18 protein-coding genes are annotated in these 23802 nt (G+C 48.3%); 17 read left to right on the top strand and 1 reads right to left on the bottom strand.

Translation table 11 applies throughout. The annotated features are described in order from the left end of the window. Positions 1-13 precede the first annotated feature (13 nt). The 10 genes from ACQ9LF_RS05545 to ACQ9LF_RS05590 all read left to right on the top strand — a co-directional run bounded on the left by ACQ9LF_RS05545 (position 14) and on the right by ACQ9LF_RS05590 (position 10023). On the top strand, positions 14-928 hold the full coding sequence (locus ACQ9LF_RS05545; protein WP_462488383.1) for a glycosyltransferase family 2 protein: 915 nt from the start codon (positions 14-16) through the stop codon (positions 926-928). Positions 929-1105: 177 nt separating this feature from the next. Then, on the top strand, positions 1106-2284 hold the full coding sequence (locus ACQ9LF_RS05550; RefSeq protein WP_462488384.1) for a glycosyltransferase family 4 protein: 1179 nt from the start codon (positions 1106-1108) through the stop codon (positions 2282-2284). 24 nt (positions 2285-2308) lie between these two features. Then, positions 2309-3358 carry a WD40 repeat domain-containing protein gene (locus ACQ9LF_RS05555; RefSeq protein ID WP_462488385.1) on the top strand — a complete coding sequence of 350 codons (1050 nt, stop codon included), beginning with the start codon at positions 2309-2311 and terminating at the stop codon, positions 3356-3358. A gap of 299 nt (positions 3359-3657) precedes the next feature. Then, positions 3658-4299, top strand: coding sequence for a sugar transferase (locus ACQ9LF_RS05560; RefSeq protein ID WP_462488386.1), 642 nt, complete (start codon positions 3658-3660; stop codon positions 4297-4299). A gap of 23 nt (positions 4300-4322) precedes the next feature. Further along, positions 4323-4685 (top strand): four helix bundle protein, encoded by a 363-nt coding sequence (locus ACQ9LF_RS05565; RefSeq protein WP_462488387.1) that lies wholly within the window; start codon positions 4323-4325, stop codon positions 4683-4685. A 94-nt stretch (positions 4686-4779) separates the two neighbouring features. Next, positions 4780-6036 carry a type III PLP-dependent enzyme domain-containing protein gene (locus ACQ9LF_RS05570; RefSeq protein ID WP_462488388.1) on the top strand — a complete coding sequence of 419 codons (1257 nt, stop codon included), beginning with the start codon at positions 4780-4782 and terminating at the stop codon, positions 6034-6036. A 33-nt stretch (positions 6037-6069) separates the two neighbouring features. Continuing rightward, positions 6070-6621, top strand: a complete 552-nt coding sequence (locus tag ACQ9LF_RS05575; protein WP_462488389.1) for a GNAT family N-acetyltransferase — start codon at positions 6070-6072, stop codon at positions 6619-6621. Positions 6622-6798: 177 nt separating this feature from the next. Further along, the gene (locus ACQ9LF_RS05580; RefSeq protein WP_462488390.1) at positions 6799-8088 is read left to right on the top strand and encodes a 3-hydroxyacyl-CoA dehydrogenase family protein; all 1290 of its coding nucleotides are present in this window, start codon (positions 6799-6801) and stop codon (positions 8086-8088) included. Between the two features lie 14 nt (positions 8089-8102). After that, positions 8103-9338: an acetyl-CoA acetyltransferase gene (locus ACQ9LF_RS05585; RefSeq protein ID WP_462488391.1), complete on the top strand. Its 1236-nt coding sequence runs from the start codon at positions 8103-8105 to the stop codon at positions 9336-9338. Positions 9339-9420: 82 nt separating this feature from the next. Continuing rightward, complete coding sequence (locus ACQ9LF_RS05590) at positions 9421-10023, top strand: N-acetyltransferase family protein (RefSeq protein ID WP_462488392.1); 603 nt, start codon at positions 9421-9423, stop codon at positions 10021-10023. A 179-nt stretch (positions 10024-10202) separates the two neighbouring features. Here the strand turns inward: ACQ9LF_RS05590 and ACQ9LF_RS05595 are convergent, their stop codons facing one another. Next, the gene (locus ACQ9LF_RS05595; RefSeq protein WP_462488393.1) at positions 10203-10709 is read right to left on the bottom strand and encodes a type IV pilin protein; all 507 of its coding nucleotides are present in this window, start codon (positions 10707-10709) and stop codon (positions 10203-10205) included. 288 nt (positions 10710-10997) lie between these two features. Here ACQ9LF_RS05595 and ACQ9LF_RS05600 point away from each other — a divergent pair, with 288 nt between their 5' ends. The 7 genes from ACQ9LF_RS05600 to ACQ9LF_RS05630 all read left to right on the top strand — a co-directional run bounded on the left by ACQ9LF_RS05600 (position 10998) and on the right by ACQ9LF_RS05630 (position 23365). Continuing rightward, positions 10998-12455, top strand: coding sequence for a choice-of-anchor D domain-containing protein (locus ACQ9LF_RS05600; protein ID WP_462488394.1), 1458 nt, complete (start codon positions 10998-11000; stop codon positions 12453-12455). Positions 12456-12661: 206 nt separating this feature from the next. Continuing rightward, the gene (locus tag ACQ9LF_RS05605; RefSeq protein ID WP_462488395.1) at positions 12662-12787 is read left to right on the top strand and encodes a hypothetical protein; all 126 of its coding nucleotides are present in this window, start codon (positions 12662-12664) and stop codon (positions 12785-12787) included. A 638-nt stretch (positions 12788-13425) separates the two neighbouring features. Continuing rightward, complete coding sequence (locus ACQ9LF_RS05610; protein ID WP_462488396.1) at positions 13426-13830, top strand: hypothetical protein; 405 nt, start codon at positions 13426-13428, stop codon at positions 13828-13830. A 994-nt stretch (positions 13831-14824) separates the two neighbouring features. After that, the gene (locus ACQ9LF_RS05615; RefSeq protein ID WP_462488397.1) at positions 14825-22519 is read left to right on the top strand and encodes an RHS repeat-associated core domain-containing protein; all 7695 of its coding nucleotides are present in this window, start codon (positions 14825-14827) and stop codon (positions 22517-22519) included. Further along, a complete protein-coding gene (locus ACQ9LF_RS05620; RefSeq protein WP_462488398.1) occupies positions 22516-22773 on the top strand; it encodes a DUF7660 family protein in 258 nt (85 codons plus the stop codon). The genes ACQ9LF_RS05615 and ACQ9LF_RS05620 overlap by 4 nt, the downstream gene beginning before the upstream one ends. After that, positions 22766-23179: an SMI1/KNR4 family protein gene (locus ACQ9LF_RS05625; protein ID WP_462488399.1), complete on the top strand. Its 414-nt coding sequence runs from the start codon at positions 22766-22768 to the stop codon at positions 23177-23179. The genes ACQ9LF_RS05620 and ACQ9LF_RS05625 overlap by 8 nt, the downstream gene beginning before the upstream one ends. A 3-nt stretch (positions 23180-23182) precedes the next feature. Next, complete coding sequence (locus ACQ9LF_RS05630) at positions 23183-23365, top strand: hypothetical protein (RefSeq protein WP_462488400.1); 183 nt, start codon at positions 23183-23185, stop codon at positions 23363-23365. Positions 23366-23802: the final 437 nt, after the last annotated feature.

Genomic DNA, 23802 nt, shown 5'->3' on the forward strand with positions numbered 1-23802 from the left:
GAGGTGTTTTTTTATGGATCATGTGCCTTTGGTCAGTGTCGTCAGTGCGTTTTATAATACCGGTCCGCTTATTCTGGATATGATTCGTTCGATCCTGGCACAGACATGGACCGACTGGGAATTAGTCTTGATTAATGACGGTTCCACGGATGATACGTTAACCCTTGCTCAGTCGGTGGATGATCCCCGCATTCGGATTTTCAGTAACGACCGCAACCGCGGCAGGGCGTTTAGTCTGAATCGCGGAACGCGGGAGGCTCGCGGCAAATACATTGCCCGGATGGACTCCGATGATATCTGCAGCCCGACACGGCTGGAAAAAGAGGTCCGCCTGCTGGAAAGCAACCCGGCTCTCGATGCGGTCAGTACGGGGGTGATTTATCTGGATAAAAATGATAATCCGGTTGGCGATATGGTGTGTCCGACCGAGCATGAAGTCATCTGTGCTACCCCCTGGCGAACCATTCATTTGATTCATGGGGCCATGATGGCTAAAAAAGAGTATTTTCTGAAAACGCCGTACCGGGAAGATATTCCCATTGCTATTGACTTTAATATGTTTTTCAGGTCGCATCATTATAGTCGATTCGGAAATGTGCCGGAACCGCTGTATTACTATCGTCTGGATGGGTCATTCAATCTCAAAAAACAGTATGCTTCTCGACGGGTGGCTGCCAATTTTTTGTTTGAGTATTATTATAATCATAACCAGATGCTGAAAGGTTTTCGATATGCCGCGGCTCAATATATCAAATTCGGCATTACGCTATTATGTTTTCTGACGGGATTGAGAGCCAAATTAATGGCAAACCGTTTCAAGCCGCTTAGTGAGGCAAAGCGTGCAGCATATCGCCAAGAAATTCAGATAATCAAATCATTGGACATTCCCATCAAAATGAATGCTGATGCCCGAGTCGAAAATGGTTGAGCAAATCAACATTCAATTGCGGTATATTTTGCCTCTTTGGTTTGTTCAGGTGCTGACTTACTGGCTGCCGGAAAACCGGCACTGGTTACAGCCACTGCGGTTTCCGGTGCTCCGGAGCTGGTGGAGGATGGTATTACAGGTCTACAGAAGTGTCCTGCCGTGACCCAACCTATGGAAATGCAAGTAAAAAAAACTAAAATCTGTTTTGTCTCCTCCATTCCGGTTACCTTATGGAGCTTTTATCGGTGTTTGATTGAGGACCTGATGAAAAAGGGCTGGGAAGTTGAAATATGCAGCTCAGCAGGTCAAAAACTGGATGAATTTCAAGCCCGATACAGTGTGAAAACCCATGCAATTTCTATTCCGCGGCAAATTACACCCTGGCAGGATATCAAGACAGTATGGGCTTTGCGAAGGCTGTTTCGGGCTCGCCGTTATGATATTGTACATGCTCATACCCCCAAGGCTGGTTTATTGGCTATGATTGCCGCTGCGTTGGCTGGGATAAAAGTACGACTTTATACATGCCATGGCTTGGCGTTTGAAACAGAGTCAGGCTGGAAAAAACAACTGCTGATAGCGTCCGAAAAACTGTCTTTCGGATTAGCACATCAGGTTCTGGTGGTCAGTCGGAGTGTGTATGAAAAGCTAAAATGCAACCATATCGGCCGGCCGGATAAAATGCATATTTTGGGGGATGGAACCGCCTGCGGCATCGATATCGGGCGATTTACTCCTGATCCTGCCAAGCAGGAACAGGCTCGCATGATAAAAGAAAAACTGGGCATTCAGTCCCAGCATAAAGTGGTAGGCTTTGTGGGGCGGTTGGTGCCGGATAAGGGCGTTCATGTTCTGGTCGAATCATTTTTGGAGCTATATCAGCACGATCCCGATGTCCGCCTGTTAATCGTGGGTGAACTTGAACCGCATCGGGGCAGTCTCTCTGAAAACATCTTGTCCGTGATACAAAGTCACCCTGGGATTGTCCGAGTAGGCTTTACAGACCAAATCGAAATCTATTATTTACTTATGAATATTTTGGTTTTGCCGACACGAAGAGAAGGATTTCCTTACACCCTTATTGAGGCGGGTGCGATGGAAATCCCCGTGATTGCCACTCGGGTGACCGGATGTATCGATGCTGTGATAGATCATCAGACGGGGATACTGATTCCTCCTGAGTCTCCATCCGATTTAACCAAGGCGATTCAAACGCTGTTATATGACAAGTCGCTTGCTCAGTCCATGGGCCGACAGGCCAGAGACAGAGTGGTCAGATATTTTTCGTCCCAGAGACTGACAGAGTTGCACTTGAGCTTCTACCAACAGGCCATGGATCAAACCCTGGCTACATGAAAAACTGAGTTTACAGGATCAACAATGTCCCGACATAAATCCACATTTCCTTTCTGGCTATTCGCAGTGCTTCTGGTGGTGGTGTCTGTGATACCCATTATCAGCAATCGTCTTTCTCCGGCCAAAGCCAGTCTGGTTGTTAAAGACAATGCCGGCTCCAGCAATCTTTTGTCCCATGGCCCCAATCTGGTTGTGATCTTTGCTGATGGTACTATGGCCGCCTGGGCATGGGCCAATCCCGCTGAGCCTCTCTGGCAGTGCTCTGCCGGCACCGATCGCCTTGTATTGCTCGATGAATCTACAGCCGCGGGTGTGACCAAAACCGGCCGCAAACATTTTTTTACCATCGATGTGAAACAGAACACAAAAACCTCTGAATTTCCCGTTGGCTGGGAAGACCAGTCCCTCTGGCCCAGCCAATCCCCCAATGGCCAGCAGCTTGCGCTTGCTCGTGTCAATCCCGACAAAGACGGCCGCACGCTCTATGAATTTATGACACTGGACCCGGCTCAGAAAACTCCCGGTTTGCCGGTTTCATTAGATGTCCCGACGATGGAAAAGCGATTTGTGGATTATGCCTTGTCCAATGACCAGAGACTTCTTGCTGTCGGCCATAGCTCAAAGCAGGGGTTTCTTGCTTTGATAGATCTGACGCAAGGCAAAGTAATTTTCGAAAAACAATATCCGGATACCCAGGAATTTACCTCTGTTGCCTTTACGCCGGATGGGACTATGGCCTATCTGACCAACCGCAACGGCTGTGTGTATCGGATCAATCCCGCCGACGGCCAGATCCAGTCGGTCTATAAGGTGCTCAAAGAAGGCCAGCGAAACCCCGTCACCAATGAAACCTCCTCGCAGAATATCACCATTAGCGCCGACGGCCGGTATGTCGCCGCGGTCGTTATCAATTGGGTCTATGTCTGGGAAATTCAGACCGGCAATGTCGTTTTCAAGTACCGTCCCGGTCATAAACTGACCGGCGCTATAGCCCTGTCACAGGATGGTTCTCTGCTGGCGACTTCCGATATCCGTGCCAGCGGGAAAATCCAAATCTGGCAGGTCAAAAAATAATACCCTGCGGGATTATCCCTTGTCATTCTCGCAGAGGCGAAAATGTTATGCTAGGAGCGATGAACATTTCAACCATGAAGTTTCAGGTGGCGATGACATCCCTGATGTCGGATTATATGGTTCCAGTACAGGGTGTTTTTCAGGATCAAATTGAAACTTATGTTCATTCCGTCTGGCAACCACTTAACGTTTTCGATTGAAGACTAAACAGTTTATACTGAACCCTTTGATACCCTATTTCTGTGGCAAACGATAATTCTACATGTTCAATTCGAAGTGCTCAGTTCCTGAAACGCCTTATGGATTTTCTTGTGTCTCTGGCAGCCATTATTCTGCTTGGTCCGCTGATGCTGATTGTGGCCGTGTTGGTTCGCCTGCGTCTGGGCAGTCCCGTTATTTTTCGCCAGCAGCGTCCCGGCCACCATGCCCGACTGTTTACCATGTATAAATTTCGCACCATGACAACCAGGACTCATGACGAACAGGGCAATATTCTGCCCGATGACAAGCGTCTGACACCCTTTGGGCTATGGCTGCGCAGTACCAGCCTGGATGAATTGCCCGAATTATTCAATGTGCTCAAAGGTGATATGTCGCTGGTGGGGCCTCGTCCGCTGATGACCAAGTATCTGGACCGTTACACCCCCCATCAGGCCCGTCGTCACGAGGTCAAGCCCGGCATTACCGGCTGGGCCCAGGTTAACGGCCGCAACAATATCACCTGGGAGGAAAAATTCGACCTGGATGTCTGGTATGTCGATCACTGGTCTGTGAAACTGGATATTCTTATTCTTGTCCGGACTTTCTGGCAGGTTATTTCCCGCTCTAATGTTGCCAAAGAAGGTCATGCCACCGTGGATGAATTTATGGGAACTTCAAATAATAAGCTTCCAGCCTCCAGCCTTGAGCAGAATAAAGGCATATTTCATGATTGTAAATGAGTATCATTTCAGAAGGAGATTAAATGAGGGATTATAGAAAAATAGTAGCGTGGCAAAAGGCACATGAATTGGTTTTACATATTTATGCAATAACTGAAAAGTTTCCAAAGCATGAATTATTTGGTCTTATTTCTCAATTACGGCGTGCTTCTGTGTCAATACCGGCAAATATTGCAGAAGGTTATGGGCGTACAACAGATGCAGAGTTGGCAAGGTTTATAGATATTGCTCTGGGGTCAGCTAATGAACTGGAATATTTGATGGTTCTGAGCGCGGATTTAAAATATATTTCGAAAAACGTATCGGAACAACTCTTTTCAAACGTAGTAGAAATCAGAAAAATGCTTTTTGCTTTTACAAAAACATTGAGAAAAGCAGTGAAATGATTTATCGAAATATAATTAATTTCAGAATGCTCAGAGCTGGATGCTGGTTGCTTGGAACTATTTCAGTTGCTAATTGCTGGAATCTGGGAGCTGAATGCTGATTACCTTATCTCAAATCCAGCAAATTGAATCTGTCGCACAAAGTCCTTTTTATCTGTGCGATGATGCGGTCTTCAGTACCAATTACGACCGAATTGTTGCGGCGTTCTCTGCCTGCTGGCCGCAGATGATTCTGGCCTATTCCTATAAGACCAATTATATCCCCTGGCTGTGCAGGCTGGTCCGCGACAAAGGCGGCTGGGCCGAGGTGGTCAGCCGGCTGGAATATGAATTGGCTCTCAAAGTCGGCCAGGACCCGGCCAAAATCATCTTCAACGGCCCCGTCAAATCCGCCGATGATATCGAGCTGGCGCTGCTGAATAACTCGATTGTCAATCTCGATTCAACTGCTGAAATCGAGCATTTGCGGCATTATGCCAAAACATATCCTGACAGTCTTATTCCAATAGGTCTGCGTATCAATATGGGCTTGAATGATGCCAGCGGCTGCTCACAGATTCAAAACCAATTGCCTGTCAGCCGCTTCGGGTTTTCTCCCGCAGGCCCTGAAATGATGTATCTTAAGCAGTGCCTTCAGGCCATACCCAACTGTCAGGTCGTCAGCCTCCATGGGCACACCTCGACAACTTCCCGCAGTCTTGCCTGCTATCAGACGATCACTCGTACCCTGTGTGAGATAGCCGAGTGGCATTTCCCGCAGACGGTACAGTATATCAATATTGGCGGCGGGATGTTTGGCGATGTGCCGCCTGAAATGGGTTTTTCAGAGACGCCGACCTTTGATCAATATGCTGCTGTCGTTGGCGAGGCCCTGCAGACCAGCGACTGGGCCGCTGCGACCAAACCCACGCTTGTGGTGGAGCCGGGTATGGCGATGAGTGCCAACGTGATCAGTCTGGTGACCAAAGTCATCGGCATAAAAACGATCCGCAATCGAACGCTGGTTACCGTTGATGCCAGTGTCTTTCATACCAAACCCACCCAGCACAGCCGTAATCAGCCCTGGACTCTGATCCCGGCCAGTGAGTCAGCCCGCCGCTCTGCCGTGTTTAGTGTGGTGGGGTCGACCTGTATGGAAAAGGATTATCTCCTGACCGAGGTGTCCGGCCCATTGCCGCAGGCCGGAGATTATATCCAAATCGGTCAGGCCGGTGCCTATACCGTGGTTATGAGCCCGCCGTTCATCAATCCCGCTCCGGCCATTGTCGCTCCGCATGGTGAACACTTCAAAATTATTCGTGCTCGCCAAACCCTCGACGACATGTTTAAAAATTACTATTTTCAAAAATGACAGTAGCACCACATTCTAAATTTCGAATTCATTATGCCCCGCATACTCTCTGACAATATTGTGTTGCGTCCTCTTGAATTGCGTGATCTCGAAAATCGCGTCGCCTGGTTCAACGACCCCCAGGTCCGCCAGACCCTGGTGGTCACTGAGCAATTTGAAATCGATAAAACCCGTCGCTGGTTTGAACGGCTGCAATCGGACAGTACGCGGGTGGAATTTGCGATTGATACTCCAGAAGGGATTACCATCGGTGTCACCGGCCTGGTCGGGATCGAGAAAGACCATGCTGTCGCCGAATGTTATTGTGTCATCGGCAACAAAGAATACTGGGGCAAAAAGCTTGGCACAGAGATTCATTCGGTTCTGATCCAATGGGCCTTCGAGACCCTTGGGCTGGTCAAAATCCGCGCCGATATTCGAACCAATAATCCTGCCATCTTTCGTGTGGTCGAAAAACTGGGTTTCAAGATCGAAGGCACTCTGCGTCAGGAAAAAAACATCTCCGGCCAGCGCATTGATTTATATCGGATTGGCCTGCTGCGGAACGAATTTACTCCGACCCATCATCGCTTCGAAGTCCAATAAGATGAATGGTGATGCCGACGACGGCGATCATCTATTCTCTTGACCATGACACTTCTGGAGAATAGTAAAATCAGGAAGCGAATCCATGGAGCAAACCACATTCTGTTAATCGTGTTTGATTGTATCTCTGGTTTTCTGTGAACCTTGTGGCAATGAATAATTCAATAGAGGCTTTTTATGCATAGACAAATACAAACGGTTGCCGTTCTTGGTGCAAGCGGCACGGTGGGCAGCTTAACCGGCGGCATCCTGGCGCAGAACGGTCTGAACGTCTATTACCTTAGCCGCACCCAGGAAGGCTCGCAAAAAGGTCTGGCCAGGGCGATCAAGCAGGCCCGTTCCGAGGCGATCGCTGCCCGTATCACCTGCGGCGACTACAATACCCTGTTCGAAAAAGCCTGTTCTGAGGCCGATTGGATTCTCGAATGCGTGGCCGAGAATATGGCTGTCAAAAAAGCTATGTATGAAAAAGTTGATGCCATCCGCCGCAAAGATACCATTGTCAGTTCAGTGACCTCCAGCCTGCCGCTGGAAGAGCTTCCGCAGGGGCGTTCCGACAGTTTCCGGGCCCACTTCCTTTCAACCCACTTTTACAACCCCCCCGGAAAGATGCTGGCCTGTGAAGTGACCGGCCAGTCCCGGACCGACCCGGCTCTGGTGGATTTTATGATAGAATTTCTGGGCCGAAGGCTCCGCCGGGTGGTCATTCCCGTCAAACCCACCGCAGCTTTCGCCGGCAACCGGCTTGCCTTCCTGCTGTTTGCCCGAATTACCGATCTGGTTCAACAGTTCGGTGTGGAAATGATGGATTATCTGATCGGCCCCTACACCGGTCGCCTTTTGCCTCCGCTGGCCACCATTGACCTGGTGGGTTTGGATATCCACAAGGCGATTTTGCTCAGCCTGCAAACCTATACCCAGGATGCGATGCATAACAAGCTGGTCATTCCCGCCTATATCGATACCATGATTGCTGCCGGACGCCTGGGCAATAAAACTCGTACCAGCGGCGGATTTTTCAAAAAACTCGACAGCGGTCAGTATCTTTACTATGACCCCGCCTCTGAGGATTATATCCCCGGCTACGGCCCCCGCATCCAATTTGTCGAAAAAGCCAAAAACCAGATACATATTGGCCTTTATCGTCAGGCCTTTGAAGGAATCCTCCAGGCCTCTGGCACCGAAGCCCGCGTCGTCCAGGAAATCCTGGCTACCTATATCGCCTACGCCTACAGTCTGATTGGTCAGGTCACAGATGAAAAATACGGGATTGAAGGCATCGACAAGGTGATGTCTTCGGGTTTCCACTGGGCCTGCCCCAGCCTGCTGGTCAATATGATGGGCGGTACGCAAAAGGCCGTTGAGCTGGTCCAGTCTGCTGACCTGGCCGTCCCACCGGCCCTGCGGACGGATACAACCTGGAAAAAATATTACTTCAATGCCGGCAAGTATTTTATCGCGGGCTAAGGGAGAAGCAGATCATGAATCCGAACGTTTTCCTGCTGGGTGGTTTTCAAACCGATTTCGCTCGTAACTGGGCACGTGAAAAAAAGCATATCTCCGCCATGATCCGCGAAACCTACGAAGCCAGCCTTGAGTGTACTCAAATCAGGCCTGCAGACATCAGCGCTGCCTTTGTTGGTAATTTCGCCGCGGAGCTGTACTGCATGCAGGGTCATCTCGGAGCGTTTTTTGTCGAGCTGGACCCGGTCTTCAAAGGCCTGCCGACCTGTCGCTACGAAGCAGCCTGTGCTTCCAGTGGGGTGGCTGCATTATCAGCCATGGCCCATATTCAGGCCGGTCTGTATGACTGTATCGCCGTTATTGGGGTCGAGCAGATGAAGACCGTTGATTCCGCCAAAGGCGGCGATTTTCTCGGCACTGCGGCCTGGTATGAACGGGAATCCAAAGGCGTCGAGTTTCCCTTCCCCAAGCTGTTCGGCAAACTCGGCGATGAATATGATAAACGCTATGGTCTCAAAGCCGAACATCTGGCCCGCATTGCCGAAATCAACTATGCCAACGCTCGTCGGAATCCCAATGCCCAGACCCGTGACTGGTATATGAGTTACGATCATGCTTGCGGCACCGGCCAGTACAACCCCGCCATCAGCGGTCGAATCAAAGTGACCGATTGTTCCCAGGTTACGGATGGGGCCGCTATTGTCTATATGGCCTCTGAAAAATTCGCTGCTGATTATGCCCATCGTTGCGGTATCAGCCTCGATACTCTGCCGCGGGTGCTCGGCTGGGGCCATACTACAGCCCCCATTGAATTTGCTGTCAAGATCGAGGATTCCAGACACAACCCGTATATCCTGCCCTGGACCCGCAAAGCCATCACTGACGCCATGCAGCGAGCAGGCCTCGACTCCTGCTGGCAGTTATCCGCCATTGAAACCCACGACTGCTTTACCACCTCCGAATATATGGCCATTGACCATTTCGGCCTGACCGAACCCGGCAAATCCTGGCAGGCTGTGGAGGAGGGGGTTATTGCTCTCGAAGGCAGGCTGCCTATCAACCCTTCCGGCGGTCTTATCGGCTGCGGCCATCCCGTCGGGGCCACCGGTGTCCGTCAGTTGCTCGATGCCTACAAGCAGACCACAGGCGCAGCAGGGGACTACCAGGTTCCCAGCGCCAGACGCGTTGCCACCCTCAACCTCGGCGGTTCCGCCACCACCAATGTTGTTTTCATCATTGGTTTTGATTCGTAAATGCTGTTGAGTTTTGATAGCTCCTTTCCAGGGGCAATGAGATTGTCTTTGCCCCCATTTCGGGACGAAAAGAATAGGATCAATGATGAATAACCTGCAAGTGATCCAGATGAAACCTGAACATGCAGAGTCTGTTGCTCGGCTGCATCAGGAAGGGATTCCAACTGGATTTCTCAGTTCACTGGGGGTTGCGTTTTTGACGGACCTCTACCGATCGATTAGTCAAAGCCCTGAAGGTTTTGGATTTGTCGTATGTGAGAACCAGACTGTCGTGGGCTTTGTGGCCTTTACCACAAACCTCAGGCGATTATATAAAACGGTCTTGTGGGGGCATGGTATAAAACTGATAGGCCGGCTTCTGCCACGGCTGTTTTCGGTTGAAACGATCAAAAAAATCATTCAAAACATTGTTTATCCTGGAAAAACTCAAAAACTGAATCTGCCCCAGGCTGAACTCTTATCCATAGCGGTCTCTCATCGCTGTCGCGGCAAAGGACTGGCCGGGCAATTAATCCATTCTGGTTTTGAAGAGTGCCGCCGTCGTGGGATTTCACAGGTTAAAGTGCTTGTGGCCCAGGCCAATCAAACAGCGAATCGACTGTATCAAAAAAACGGCTTTACGTTGATCACACAAATAGACAGTCATGGCTGTATCAGCAATATCTATGTTGCACAGATAGCATAATCTGTTCTGTCCGTGTCAATCACTGCAATTCATCTGATTATTGGTTTAAGCCCCTCCAGCGGTTCCATCCTGCGAATTCTTGTCAAATAGGGCATTACGCAGCAACACGATAGACACCGGAAGCAGGAACGCCCGCCTTTCGAAAACATTCCCCCTGTCAGCTCAGGACGGACAGAGTCTTAGTAGTCGAGGTAATTGATTCCCTGGCTGTCGGTACCGGTCCAGTTGAGTCTGAATTCGCAGGTCTCGCGTTTGAACAGCCAGCCGGTGGAGCGATCGGCTTCAGCGGCAAAGTTGGTGACTAATTTGATGTTGCGTTTGTCATTAAAGGGATTGACCGGCATTTTCATAAAATAAGGCCCGCAGCAGAAGGTTGCGGTTTTGGTGGTGTTGGTGGAGGAGACCCCCTTGACGTCTGTGGTGCAGATAAGCTGTTCCATGACTTTGTCGGCGGAGGCATTGCTCAGGGCACCCACGGGATTATAGTAATAGCCTGGTGTCAGGCCGTTGTGGTCCAGTTTATACAGTTCAGTCTGACTGCGGAGACTGCGAAGCATGTTCTTGGCTGCCGATTCTTTGGCCAGTTGCGACTGGTTCTGAAACATGGGCAGCGCAATGGCAGCCAGGATGCCCAGAATCGACACCACAATCATCAGCTCAATCAATGTGAAGGCATTGCGTTTCATCTTATCAGACGTTTCGGTCCAAATCAGCTTGTCCCTTTATAAAAATATAATGAATCTTTTGAAATTCGCCGGGGATTTTTCAAACCATTTGATGCGTTGTTGAACGTAAAAAAGGCCTTTGGAGGCGTCTTAACAAATTCTTTACAAGACGGTCTGATAATAGTGTAATTATTAATCTTGTTTTGGTCATTTGCCTTTGGGGTGTTTTAAGTATATATTTTTTATATAGAGAAGAAGTGTCACGTGAACCGTGTCACGTATGGAAGAAACTTGAATTTCGGGGGATTTATGAAAACCAGGCAAGTGAATCTGATCGTCGCGGCTGCGGCTGTCCTGTTGACAAGTACGGCCGTCCAGGCGGACATCACCGCGTATGGAGAGTACTACTATGGCGGGGTGGTCGTTGATATCGACCGTGTGGTCAATGGCTATTTGTGGATTGAAGATGCCACGGTCAATCTGTACAAGAATGCTCATATCAAGACGGCGTTGTATGTGGGGGATGTGTTCTCTACCTCCGGGTCGGTCCTGAATATCTATGGCGGCAAGATTGATGACGCTCTGGTCATCACGAGCAATTATAACGGTTTGCCTGAAGCAACGGTGACGGTTTACGGATATGGTTTTGCCGTAGCCGGCGTGCCTGTGCCCGAGCGAACGCCTGAATTGTTTATTCAAAACCAGGTCTTGTCGGGTTTTTATGCCGACGGAACTCCCTTTGCTTATAAGGTCGATTGTTTTGCAGAAGGCTCTTTTAAGCTGACCCTTAAGCTGGGGTGGATATTGAGTGCACCCGAATTGGCCGTTTCACCCGAAGCAATCCATTTCGGTTCTGTCAAGATTAACGACTCGGTATCTCAGACGGTCTCTGTTACGAATACGGGGACTGCAAATCTGATTATCCAGTCCATTGGCTTCGCCGAGGGCAGCAGTGCTGAATTTGCCTGTGCTTCTGTGCCCCAGCTGCCTGCGACGATCGAACCTGGTGCCAGCATCCCTGTTGACGTCGTATTTACGCCTGCTGCCACCGGCGCGGCCCTGGCCGTCCTGATGATTCGCGGGGACAATGTGGATACTGCACAGGTCATGCTGACCGGTTCGGGTATTAAGCCTGTCATAGCTGTCGATCCTGCGGCGATGGATTTTGGCCAACTGGATCTGGGGCAATCTGCTGTTGGCGTACTCCGAGTGGCCAATACCGGGGATGCGGACCTGATTGTGCAGTCAATCGAGTTTGCCGCCGGGAATGCTGACTTTGCCTTGGTCGCAGCGCCTGTGCTGCCCATGGTCATCGAAGTGGGGGCCTGGGTTGATCTGGAAATTGTGTACACCCCCACTGTTGAAGGAAATGCGGTGAGTACCTTGACAATTGTCAGTGATGACGTGGAGCATCCCGCAGTTGATGTGGAGCTGAAAGGCAGCGCGGTAAATCCTGTTCAGACGCCTCTGGAGCAGATGGACTCTATCCTGAAATTCTATGATCAGGGTCTCAAGGACAAGACCATCAAGGGCGTTGGCCATACTCTGAGGGCTGCTCAGGCCCAAGCCCTTCTTGTTCGGCAAATGCTGGTCTGCACGCGTTGTCTGATCAAGGGCGGCTACAACAAGTGGGCGCTATATGCCCTGTATGATATTGATAAAAAGACCGATGGCAAGGGGTCTCCCAGGGACATTCTTGAAGGCCCTGCAGTGCCTGAGCTGAATGCCAAAATCGATGTCCTGATCGATACGCTTAAGAACAAATAAGTCCGACGTCTCAAACACCGGAAAGCGGGGCTGCAAAGCTCCGCTTTTTTTATGCGCATCAGGGAAAAGAGGTTGCCTGTTTGCCCGATTTGGAAGGCCTTCCGGCAGCCTTGACGCTCTGTTTGGACTGTGTCTGACGCTATTGTTGACCGTTTCAATCCCCCAAACGTTCACCGCAGAATCCTGTTCTGTGCATGGCCAATGCGATGGACAGGTGGATATGCTACTGGCTAAGCGGTAAATATCTGGAGTATGGCGAAAACTGGGTAGGGTTTAACGCCTGCAGTGCTGCGGCGTTTCCCCCTCAGGACAAGGCCAACATTTTCCTCTGAGACGGCCACGTCAATCAAATGCCGGCCGAGGAATTGAACAGCCGCCTCAAACCATGGCTGGACCTGGACAAATCAGTCGAGTGACAAAGTTGAGGATATACTATAGCGATTAAGCTGTTTTTTGGGGTTTTGAATAGGGACATATAAAAAGCCCTTATCCTGCATAGGACAAAGGCTTTACGAATCGGAGGAGGAGGGATTCGAACCCCCGGTACCTTTCGGTACAACGGTTTTCAAGACCGTCAGATGATAGTTGTAAACCATTGGATAATAAAGAGGTTATAGAGCAGTCAGAAGCAAGCTTACAAACCAGCTTACAAAAAGGAACAGAAAACACCCCCAATCAGGGTAGTTTCTGTTCCAGTTTACAGGAGGTCATTGATTGCTGGGCAACTCTGCCAATAGATATTAAAAACAATATCATGCTCTTGATTAGAACAGCAAAAGAGTAGTACCGTAATCTACCCCTTGGAAATCCGTCCCTACCGTCCCTTTGCGTCCCTGCCCGATGTCAGGCGATGCAAAGGGACGAAACTTATGTAGAATTGATGACCAAAACAGGGACGTATAGAATCATTTGCGTCCCTGCCAAAGACCCTGTTTTTCCCTTAACTGTCCCTATTCCATGAAATCTCATTTTGAAACACGCACCAGAATCAATTCTAAGCGGCGTTCGACAGGCGGGCATCGTCTTGCCACCAGCCGGAAAACGATGTTTACCCTCAATTCCAAAGCCAGCAGAAAGAATCCTGATTACCGACTTATCCCTGATCTGGTTTGTGAAAAGTATCGTATTCAATGTGTCTTTTGTTCTGCATTACAGCTATATCATTTTTTTATTTTTCGTGTTCTGCGTTTTCATTGAGCGCAAAACACAGGACTTTGGACTAAGTAAAAACAACAGCAGGACTTATGATTATTCTGCCTATGATTTTGTTCTCATTTTGTGTTCCTTTGCGCTCAAACCGATTGAGCGCAAAGACCAATCCGATAACTGGAAGGGACGAATGAGAGACGATATTAGTATGGCCGACCGTCCCTGATGATGTCATTGATACACACGTTGTTTCAACTGGTTGCATCGGGATACATTCGTGCAGGGATAACAGGGACGATAGGGCCTGTTGATTCAGGTGTACATAGGGCAATCTATCCCAATAGCAATAGAGAACCAGCCTGACGATGAGATGTTTTTCTTTCAAAACAAACTTTCCCAGCAGTCCTGCCCTTCTAAAAAATAAGAGACTCCTGCTGGCCGGAAAAGCTGAACCACACCCCCACCCCGTTCTTCGATAACATCCCTACTTAGCCCGTCAGTCGCGTATATGAATTTAGAAAAGAGACATGCTGTGTCTTGTTAAAGAGTGTATGTGGTTAGAGTAGTGATGATTTTTTATTGAAAAGCGAAGCCAGACTTAGTATGCTGATAATCTGATTTAGACAATTTAATAGCGATAACTGGCTGACGTTCCACTCAAATACCGCCAAATATTTAGACAAAGGACGCAGTGGTACTCGCTTGCCGTTGGCAAGACGAGTGCCGCGAAGCGTGCTTTGTCTGCCCTTGGCGGGGCTTGAGTGGCGCGTGGATTGCGGCACTCCATTTCTTTCGCCGCATTTCCCAAACGTCCCGAATTACGACTCTGTATTTTTTTTGGTTGACAACCTGATTGAGAGCGGTATTTTGGTACATAAAATTAAATATCGAAAGTCCACTGGACTTAAGCGTTTCGTACTAAATCGCCAGTTTATGTATCGAGGAAACGTAGAAGTCAGTGCCCCCAACCGGGGCGCTGTCTTGTAGCGTTCCTCAGCGGTTCTGGCGAACCTTGTACGAGCGTTGCGGTCGGCGCTCCATTAACACTTCTTGAGTTCCCCCGCACATCAATACTTGTATCTTCTGCCGCCTATTGGCGTTTAGGCCAGTCCAGCTTTAGATTGCAGTAAAGACGGAATTACCCTTGACGTAGTGTCCGTAAAACCAATATAATATTTTCTTATAGTCAAGATGAGAAGGTAAACCATTGGAGGTCTTTTATGAATGGGTGGACAAGACTTTGTCTTTTTGTGTCCCTGATTGCTTTAACTCTTCAAGGCGTCGCTGCCGACTGCCCGGACTGTTCGATTACATCGAGTGCCTGCCGTCCGTGGGGTAAAAGCAGGGCTTATTTCTATTGGGCGGGTACGAATTCCCCGGATTCTTCCATTGTCATAACCGCAGGCCCCTGCGGTCAGGCGGGTGAAGGCGCAACGGGCTACATTCTGTCGGTAGCAGATAAACATCGTACCGAATGCGATAGTAACGATAATACCAACCCCTGCAATGGCGATACAACCAACGCCGGAACCTATGCGGTCATCAGTGTTCGCGGCAGTCAGAAGGCCTTTGAGCATATCTTCCCGGATGGAATTGCATTCCAGGGAGATGACTATAATTATAACAATGATTCATGGTCCTCTGTCTCTGCTCTTCAGATTGGGTGTAAATACACCCTCAGATTGTCCAATCCAGCCGCTTCCAGAATCATCGTCAGGGCCGCAACCAATCAGTGCCTTCCTCAGTACAGCGGCAGTTCGTTTACTATCGATGTCCGAATCTACCAGAAGCGGGACTACAATAGTGAAACTTACAGTTTTATCTCCAATACCTCCGGCACGATCTCCGTCAGGAATAACCCCCGGACTTCGTTTGACCCACAGAATTTTATCCCCGATGTCCGCAGCGGCACGGCTAACGGCTATATCGAAAAAGTCCAGGAAACCTATTGCGTGGGCGGAGATAGCTCGTGGATGCTGCCGCTGGCCCGGAATTACAGTTGCCAGCAGGATCAGGAATGGCTTGGAGGAGAGGATGTTTCGGGTACTCCCAATGGAGTTCTCTGTGATGAGCAATGGCATTGCCAAATCCCTGAAACCGCAACGACCTACCGAATCAAATATCCTGCCTTTCAGGAGGCCGTATCGGGATGTCCCCCCTATATAGCCGCCGAAGGCTGGGGTTATACCATTGGCACTACCCAGGGTGAGACGTATATCAGTTACAATATGGGGTCCAATGGAACCCTTTTCTTTATCTGCAATTCGCCCGCCGATAACAGCGGCAGCCAGAAATACTATATCACCAAGGTCGTTTATTCTCCCACAGGCAGCTTTACCGGCAGCACCAATCAGGATAAGTGGCACTGTGTCTATGAATACAACAGTCCCGCCAAACTCCGTTATATCCATACCGGCAGCAGCCCCAGTGATCCCAATAATATGGCGACGACAAGCCGGTATTATCAGTATGACTGGAGTAATGAGAACAAAGATGCAACCGTAGCGTATCACGACAATTCAGACGCATCCAAGACCCGCCAATGGTCGGTTAAATTCGACGACCAGCAACGAGCCATCCAGTACCAGAGTGGAACCTGCTCTTCCGGATGCGGGCTGTCGGAGTTTGAGCATGTGGAATATCACCCGGATTATGATGATCTGATTACCAAGCGGTACAATGCCAGCAACCAGGTCATTCTTGAAAACACCTATGATCCGATTGTCTATGGGGAATGGGTTGATGCGGGATGGATACCTGTCTATAACTGGAGTTTTGAGTTGCCGGATGTCTCCGGTTGTGCCGACCAGACGGAGATTCCGTCCTGGACCATCACCAATACCAACTCCAATGATGTGCCGGAAATCTGCGACATCAGCCAGGCTCCTCACGGCAGTCAGATTCTAAGGCCCAACGGAGATACCCTGACAACCATTCTGTCAGATGCGATTGATATCCGGATGACCTACTCCTTTAAAGTAACGGTTCGTGCTACACCGGGTGACTCCCAGACCGGGACTGCGCAGATTACACTCTATTCCAACAATTCTGCAAATTCTGCTCCGCTGATCTCTCTTCCTGCCTTTACAGAGACCGATACAGCATGGCATACCCTTGAAGGGACGTGGGATGGGGCTTCTTATCTGGGGCCGGATGATACCGACCTGTTTAAGATTGAAATTACGGGCAATCATGTCGAGATCGACAACATCCAATTGTCCGCTGAAATCTACATTGAAAACCAGACCAAACCCATCCTGGTCGAACAGAAGGTCTATGACCCCAATACCAGTTCCATGCAGGTCAGCCTCCGCAGGGACATCTGCAAGACCGAAACGGCACAATCCACGACCTACTGGATTGCGGAAAAGACTTATCTTAAACCTAATCAATATCGCTTAGTTAAATACGTCTATGAGGATGATTCTTATACCAATATCCTCTCCAAAACGGAGTATGACCAACTCAACACCGACCCCAATACCCCTTCCGGAGAGACCTATACCACATCCTATTCTTACGATTCCGACCCAAACCGGATTATCGAGACCATCACCTATCCCAACGGTAAGCGGCAGGATGTCAAGGTCTATGCCCCCCATTCTCAGTTAACCTCTTCATATCGGCATGATACAGAAAACAATGTCAACAGTTTTCTGGAACAGTATGAGTATCAAGCCTTTTTCATCCTGAATCGATATGAGGAATATGAGTATAAGATCAAAAAACACATCAATCCGCAGGGTGGAATTACCAATTATACCTATCAGACCAGCTTTCCTTATTTATTGGAGACCCGAACCGACCCCAATTCAGGCACAGACCGCCAGGTAAACCATTACTACTATGATGGCAGCAGGCGCATCATTACCGAGACCAAAAAGGCCTCGGACGGTCAATCGGTTGCCAACACCTATACGTATCATCCAACCACCGGCTTTTTGACATCGACCTGTCAGGGGAATTCCCAGAACTCCGCAACCACCACGTCCAAATATAATGATTTCGGACAGGTTATCCGTCAGACCAATCCGGATGGGATCAAAACCGGCAAATCCTATGGAACCGGCGGGGAATTGCTGTCGGATTTTGTGATTGCCGAAAATTGTGATCCCAATCTGTCCGACAGCCAGCTTACCCTGCTGTCCCAGACTAAATATACCTATACCTCCGACGGCAAAATCGAGTATCTCTACAAGGCAAAGCATGTTGGGACATTTACCTATAATACTCCCAATGGGTGGATTATCACCAAACATGAATACGATACCACAGGCCGAAAGAAAAAGACCATTGAAGATTACAATGGCCTGAATCTAACGACGGAGTATTTTTATAACCTTCAGGGAGAACTTGACAAGGTTCTGACTCCTTCCGGGAAATGGACTAAGACCCTTCGGGATGGACGGGGTTTGACCACCCACGAGATTACCGGCTATACTGATCAGGGGCAGGATATTAACGTCCTGACGACTTCTTATGACTACGATGCTAACGGCAGCCTGACCGAGCAAACCTTGTCCGATGGCACAAAAACCCTTTATGCCTATGATAATCTGGACCGGGTTAAGCGGGTCTATCGGGATAGCCTGGATGGTCCCTATACCGAGAGTTTTTATAATGCAGCAGGCGATGTGGAACGCCAGATCGCCGTGGATGAGGACGAAACTATTCTGAGCGATACCCGCAAAGGGTATGACTATCAGGGCAGGCTGCTCTGGCAACGGGTCTGTGCAGAACCCAATGTCATTGACAATACCAACGACCTGATCAGCCATACGATCTATGATGTCGTGGGCAATGTCCGGTATTCGGTTAAAAAGGACATTGACCGAACCAACTTTGACCCTGATCCCAATGATATTGTTATCGAATATCAATATGATGTGTTGGGCCGAAAATCCAAAATGATCGAACCGGACGGGGTTGTCCATACCACCTACTATACTCCGGCAGGTTTACCGGAAACGATCATTGACCCCAATGACCCCAGTGATCCCAACGCCTATATCACCCGCAATACGTTTGATGCGGCAGGCAGGACAGAAAAGACCACAAATCCGGAAGGACATTATGTTGTCAACCTTTATAACAGCCTCAATCAGGTCGTAAAACAGACCGTCTATGACTGCAATGAAACGCCAGATAATACCGCGGATGATTTCGCCATTAAACAGATACGCACAGGATATGACAATCTGGGCAATGTCCAAAGAACGGTCGTCATGCGGCATCCAGACAGCACTGAAGACCCGCTGGAAGGATATGATCTGATTACTGATTATACCTATGATTCTCAGACGGGCTTGCTCTATCAGCAGACAATGTACTATGGGGATACCCCTTCGGAAGCGGTTACGACCTATTACTACGATTCCATCGGCAGGAAGATTCGTACTGTTGATCCATCCGGCAATGAAGAGATTATTGTCTATTCATCCACCAATCCCGCCCAGGTGGAAAGAACCGAATTGATCCAGCGGGATGAGGAAGACCCGCAAAACACCTTCTTTGTCGTCACAACATTCTTTGAGTATGATGATTTTGGGCGGATTTTCAAGAAGATTCTGGATGTAGATGGAGATGGGGTCAAGGAAAGCACCGACATCACCACGACCTATCTCTATGATGGTCTGGACAGAATCTACCGGGAAATTGCCCCGGACGGGGTCATTACCCAAAGTCTCTATGATGGATTCGGCAACGCAAGACAGGTCATTGAGGATTACGGCAGCACCACCTTGAATAAGACTACCGAATATGTCTATAATCGCCTCAATCAGTTGTATCAGGTCAACGCCTACGACCCCAATGACACCACCTCCCATATTGCCATCCAGACAACCGAATACCTGTATGATAAGGTCGGCAATGTTATTCAGATTACCTATCCGGATAATCAACTCGTCGGCTATGAATATACCCTGCTCAATCAGGTTCATAAGGAAACCAAGCGGGATGGAACCTTTCATTATTCCTGGTATGACCAACTCGGCAATCTGACCTTAGTCAGCGATGATGAAAATGCCAATATCGGCGGAGACCCAACCTTTAAAGAACTATTCCGCTATGACGGCGCTGGCAACCTGCTATCCGCCGAAAAGCAGGAAGATGGCGACACCACTGCTTATTCTGAATTCACCTACAATGGGTTTGGTCTCCGGGAATCCGAAACCGCAACATACTATAGCTTGAATTCAGTTACCACCACTTGGGAATATGACGGCAGCGGCAATCCGGTCAATCAGACACATGGTGATACCACGCTATCCTATACCCATGATGGTCTGGGCAGGATGAAGGCTATTGACCGGGGCAATGACACCATTGTCAACTATACCTATTACGGTAATTCGCCCAAGGTGATTGATTATCCTGAACCGATCATTACCGAACAGCGATGGCTGGATGAATTGGGACGGACCGAAGAAATCAAGGCCGTGGATTCTCTGAATGCCTCGATTCTTGATTTTATCTATACCTATGACTCCGTCGGCAACCGTCGGCAGGAGAAATACAACCACCTGACCACACCGGTCTGGGATCGGTATTATTATGATTCTCTCCGCAGGCTGGAGCAGGTGGATTATGCAGCCACCTCCGGCTTTGCCCGAAGTATTGAGGATGGACGATTTTCGATTGATGATCTGGTTCTGGTTGCTTCGCAGTGGCTGGATAATGGAACCACAGATTTCACAGATGACACCGATTATTATTCTGCTATTCCCGCTCAGGCGGCAATCCGCTCTTTGCCCTCAAAGACCTCTGTGTCCTCTGAGGCTAAATTATTAACCCTGTCGGAGTTCGGGACGGCCAATCAGTCAATTAAAGCTGAAACCCTCCGCAATGACGACGGCGTTATCATTGCTCAGATTGTCTATGATGCTTCCGACAGGATCACCCTGTTTACCCTCTATCCAGATTCCGGCGGCAAAGTGGTGGTGTTTAGTGCTTATGATGCAGAGGGGACATTAACCTCCCAGATATGCTCGACCTACGATGCAGACGGCAACCTGATCAGCCGTGAATCGTTACCGCTGGTCGCTGAAACTGCTGCATCGTCCAGTTCCCTTGCGGCAGTCAGTACATTTTCGCTGTCCTCAACTCTGGATACCGAAGAATCCGGTACGATGATGCTGATGGCAACCCCGACCTCTCAGTATTCCCGAACCGATGAATTCGACTATGACCATCTTGGGAACCGGTATCAGGTACGGGAAGATTATGGGATACTGACCAATACCAAGACGTATTCTCACAACAGTCTTAATCAGTATTCCGGGATGAATGAAGGACTTGCGGGGGCCACGTCGTCTTATACCTACTCCCATGACGAGAATGGGAACCTTTCGATAGATGGTTATGGGTACACCTATCATTATGATGCCCATAACCGGCTGATCGACGTTCAGGATGGAACGACCACCCTTGCTGAATACGGGTACGATGCCCTCGGCAGGAGAATAAAAAAGACCGCCGGAAGCAAAACAACCTACTTCTATTATGATACGAATCATCAGGTCGTTGCTGAATACGAGGGAACGACCCCGCGATTAGTCCGGGAATTCGTTTATGGCAACGGGATAGATGAAATTCTGGCCATGTTCTTGCCGGAATATGAAGGCAGTCAGGATGATTTAGAAGCGTTCCTGGGTTTTTGTGATGCGTGGCTGGCAGATAACACCGATCCGAATGAGACACGCTATGTGGCGGAATTTGACCACAATAACGACGACCTCATTGACTTTGAGGATTTTGCCTACTTTGCCTCGATTTGGGATATACCTTCCAACAAGGAATCCCATTACTATTACCTGCATGATGCGTTAGGTAGCGTCCGAGGTTTAATTGGCGGCAAATTTAACCGTGAGGAAGACCGGGAGTTCTATAACTACGATGTCTATGGCAAACCGACGGATGATTCGGTCGGCTCTGCGGCAGGGAATCCATTCTTGTTTGCCGGGTATCGGTATGATACGGAGACGTCGCTCTATCATCTGAGATTCAGGGCGTATGATCCGGCCAGCGGACGATTTATCCAGTTTGATCCTCTTGGCTACATTGATTCGATGAACCTGTATGAATATGCAGGCAATAATCCTGTCATGTTTATTGATCCGTGGGGCCTGGCTTACAGGGTCAGCAGCAACGATCTCGTTGCGGTGGACACCGGATGCGGAATCTATCTGGGACTTCCTATCGAAGAATTCGTGCCGGTCATTACCTATAATCCTTATGGCGGTCCTATCGGCGAATCCTGGGAACCAAAGATTCTCTGGTTCAATCATTTGATTTCCTACGACAAAATGAGCCAGGGTAAATACGATGCCGTCAAACGGATGCTCGAAGGCAAGGTTGATACTTCCAATCAATTGGAGCGACTCGATGGATTGGTTACCACTGCGGAGTTTGCATGTAATACAGTTCCATTCTTTGACGCAGCGTATAAGACCTGCTATGAAAAAGACTTATCCGGCGCGGCAAAGTCGGCTGCCTTTGAAGGCGGGATATACCTTATCTCTTATGGCACGGTAAAAATATTCAACTGTGCTTTGAATAAATGTGCCAAACTGGGAACCGTGGTTGATGATGCGGTAAAAACTATCGATCCCCAGAATGTTCGTTTTAGCCAAGATAGTATTAGTAATACCTTTAAAAAAGGGGGCACGATTGATGATATGGCTAATGGCCTAAAAAGTGGGACAGTAAATCCACAGGACGTGCCTGCTATTCGTTTATATGAAAAAGATGGTCAATTGTACACATTAGACAATCGGCGGCTTGAGGCATTTAGACGAGCAGGTAAGGATATTCCTTATAGAATGGCAACACCTGAAGAAATTGCCAGAGAGGTCCCTAAAAAAATGACAACGGTAAATAATGGAACTTCAGTTAAAGTGAGAGGTGCAAAATGATTAATTTAAACGAAGCTGTTCAAAACATTAAAAACAAGAACGATTTGGCAAGCTTTATTAAATTATTACTTGACGACTTGAAAAACAATGAAAACGACTGGGAGAATGCTACATTAGAGAGATATTTAGAATCAATGTCAGCCTGGCTTGCTGATTCAGATGGCCTTTCTTTGAATTTGGGTAAAGAGTTACCTAAGCAGCCAGATTGGAATACAATAGGTGACATACTGCTGGCAGCAAAATATTATGAATAATTTTGAACTTAATAAAATCCTGAAAGATTTTAACTGCAATCCCCCTGTAATAGCTAACGATATTGTAGTATTTCAGGCCAGTAACAATATTACTCTTCCACAAGAGTACGTAGATTTTCTAAAAGTATCGGATGGCGGCGAAGGATTTATCGGGCAAAATTCTTATGTGATATTTTGGAAGCTAAATGAACTGATGAAGTTAAATGACGCATATCAAGTACGGAATTATGCAGATAAATTATTTTTGTTTGGTTCAAATGGGGGCGGAGAGGCCTTTGCATTTGATACAAGGCAGAAACCATACACAATAGTATCTGTTCCATTTGTAGGTATGGATATGGAATTAATAGAAACAATTGGGAAAACGTTTTGGGAATTCTTGGAATTTCTTTATGACGTAGAGTAGATTATGAATATCCAGACAAGAAAAAACAATTCAATAAAATATGCAGGCAAAGAAATATTTGAAATCAAACCTGTAATATTGGGTGGTAATCCAACTGACTTAACAAATAAAGCTTTTTTAACCAGAGAGGAACATATAAAAGCTGTGAATTATTGGAACGCTGTTATCAAAAGCATAAAAAAGTAGGTGTTGCCGAAATTAAAAAACGAATAGCTTCTGGAACAGATATTAAGGGGTTAGGAGTTGCTCATAGTATTTATTCTAATGACTCTGATAAAAATGAAGATGTAACTGTGCATGATCCAAATAAACTATAAGAAAAAGGCTTATTGTTTCAAGTGTTCCATACAGACCTGTCGGGTTTTTCTCCTTACTCCGACCCCTCCCGGCAGGTTTTTTTAAGCTGGTCAGGTTAATTCCGGCCAGACCATATTTGAGTAAAATATTTGCGGGCTGTGAAAGGCTTGGTGATGGGTTTCTTTCTTTGTGCAGCCCTGCTTTTATGAGAATATCACGCAACAGGATAAAGTAACTGGAGGGGGTAGGATATGAGCAGGTGATGAAAAAGGTGTTACAGATGCTCTTTGTTAGTGCGCAACACGGGGTCGTTCCTTACGCGAGGC

Origin of the sequence: Anaeroglomus insulsum, from assembly GCF_050689095.1 — a bacterium.
GTDB lineage: Bacteria > Planctomycetota > Phycisphaerae > Sedimentisphaerales > Anaerohalosphaeraceae > Anaeroglomus > Anaeroglomus insulsum.

Excerpts from the sequence above, each read along its gene's own strand:
- ACQ9LF_RS05545 (WP_462488383.1), top strand. The coding sequence starts at position 14 with ATGGATCATGTGCCTTTGGTCAGTGTCGTCAGTGCGTTTTATAATACC.
- ACQ9LF_RS05550 (WP_462488384.1), top strand. The coding sequence starts at position 1,106 with ATGCAAGTAAAAAAAACTAAAATCTGTTTTGTCTCCTCCATTCCGGTT.
- ACQ9LF_RS05555 (WP_462488385.1), top strand. The coding sequence starts at position 2,309 with ATGTCCCGACATAAATCCACATTTCCTTTCTGGCTATTCGCAGTGCTT.
- ACQ9LF_RS05560 (WP_462488386.1), top strand. The coding sequence starts at position 3,658 with ATGGATTTTCTTGTGTCTCTGGCAGCCATTATTCTGCTTGGTCCGCTG.
- ACQ9LF_RS05565 (WP_462488387.1), top strand. The coding sequence starts at position 4,323 with ATGAGGGATTATAGAAAAATAGTAGCGTGGCAAAAGGCACATGAATTG.
- ACQ9LF_RS05570 (WP_462488388.1), top strand. The coding sequence starts at position 4,780 with ATGCTGATTACCTTATCTCAAATCCAGCAAATTGAATCTGTCGCACAA.
- ACQ9LF_RS05575 (WP_462488389.1), top strand. The coding sequence starts at position 6,070 with ATGCCCCGCATACTCTCTGACAATATTGTGTTGCGTCCTCTTGAATTG.
- ACQ9LF_RS05580 (WP_462488390.1), top strand. The coding sequence starts at position 6,799 with ATGCATAGACAAATACAAACGGTTGCCGTTCTTGGTGCAAGCGGCACG.
- ACQ9LF_RS05585 (WP_462488391.1), top strand. The coding sequence starts at position 8,103 with ATGAATCCGAACGTTTTCCTGCTGGGTGGTTTTCAAACCGATTTCGCT.
- ACQ9LF_RS05590 (WP_462488392.1), top strand. The coding sequence starts at position 9,421 with ATGATGAATAACCTGCAAGTGATCCAGATGAAACCTGAACATGCAGAG.
- ACQ9LF_RS05595 (WP_462488393.1), bottom strand. The coding sequence starts at position 10,709 with ATGAAACGCAATGCCTTCACATTGATTGAGCTGATGATTGTGGTGTCG.
- ACQ9LF_RS05600 (WP_462488394.1), top strand. The coding sequence starts at position 10,998 with ATGAAAACCAGGCAAGTGAATCTGATCGTCGCGGCTGCGGCTGTCCTG.
- ACQ9LF_RS05605 (WP_462488395.1), top strand. The coding sequence starts at position 12,662 with ATGGACAGGTGGATATGCTACTGGCTAAGCGGTAAATATCTGGAGTAT.
- ACQ9LF_RS05615 (WP_462488397.1), top strand. The coding sequence starts at position 14,825 with ATGAATGGGTGGACAAGACTTTGTCTTTTTGTGTCCCTGATTGCTTTA.
- ACQ9LF_RS05620 (WP_462488398.1), top strand. The coding sequence starts at position 22,516 with ATGATTAATTTAAACGAAGCTGTTCAAAACATTAAAAACAAGAACGAT.
- ACQ9LF_RS05625 (WP_462488399.1), top strand. The coding sequence starts at position 22,766 with ATGAATAATTTTGAACTTAATAAAATCCTGAAAGATTTTAACTGCAAT.
- ACQ9LF_RS05630 (WP_462488400.1), top strand. The coding sequence starts at position 23,183 with ATGAATATCCAGACAAGAAAAAACAATTCAATAAAATATGCAGGCAAA.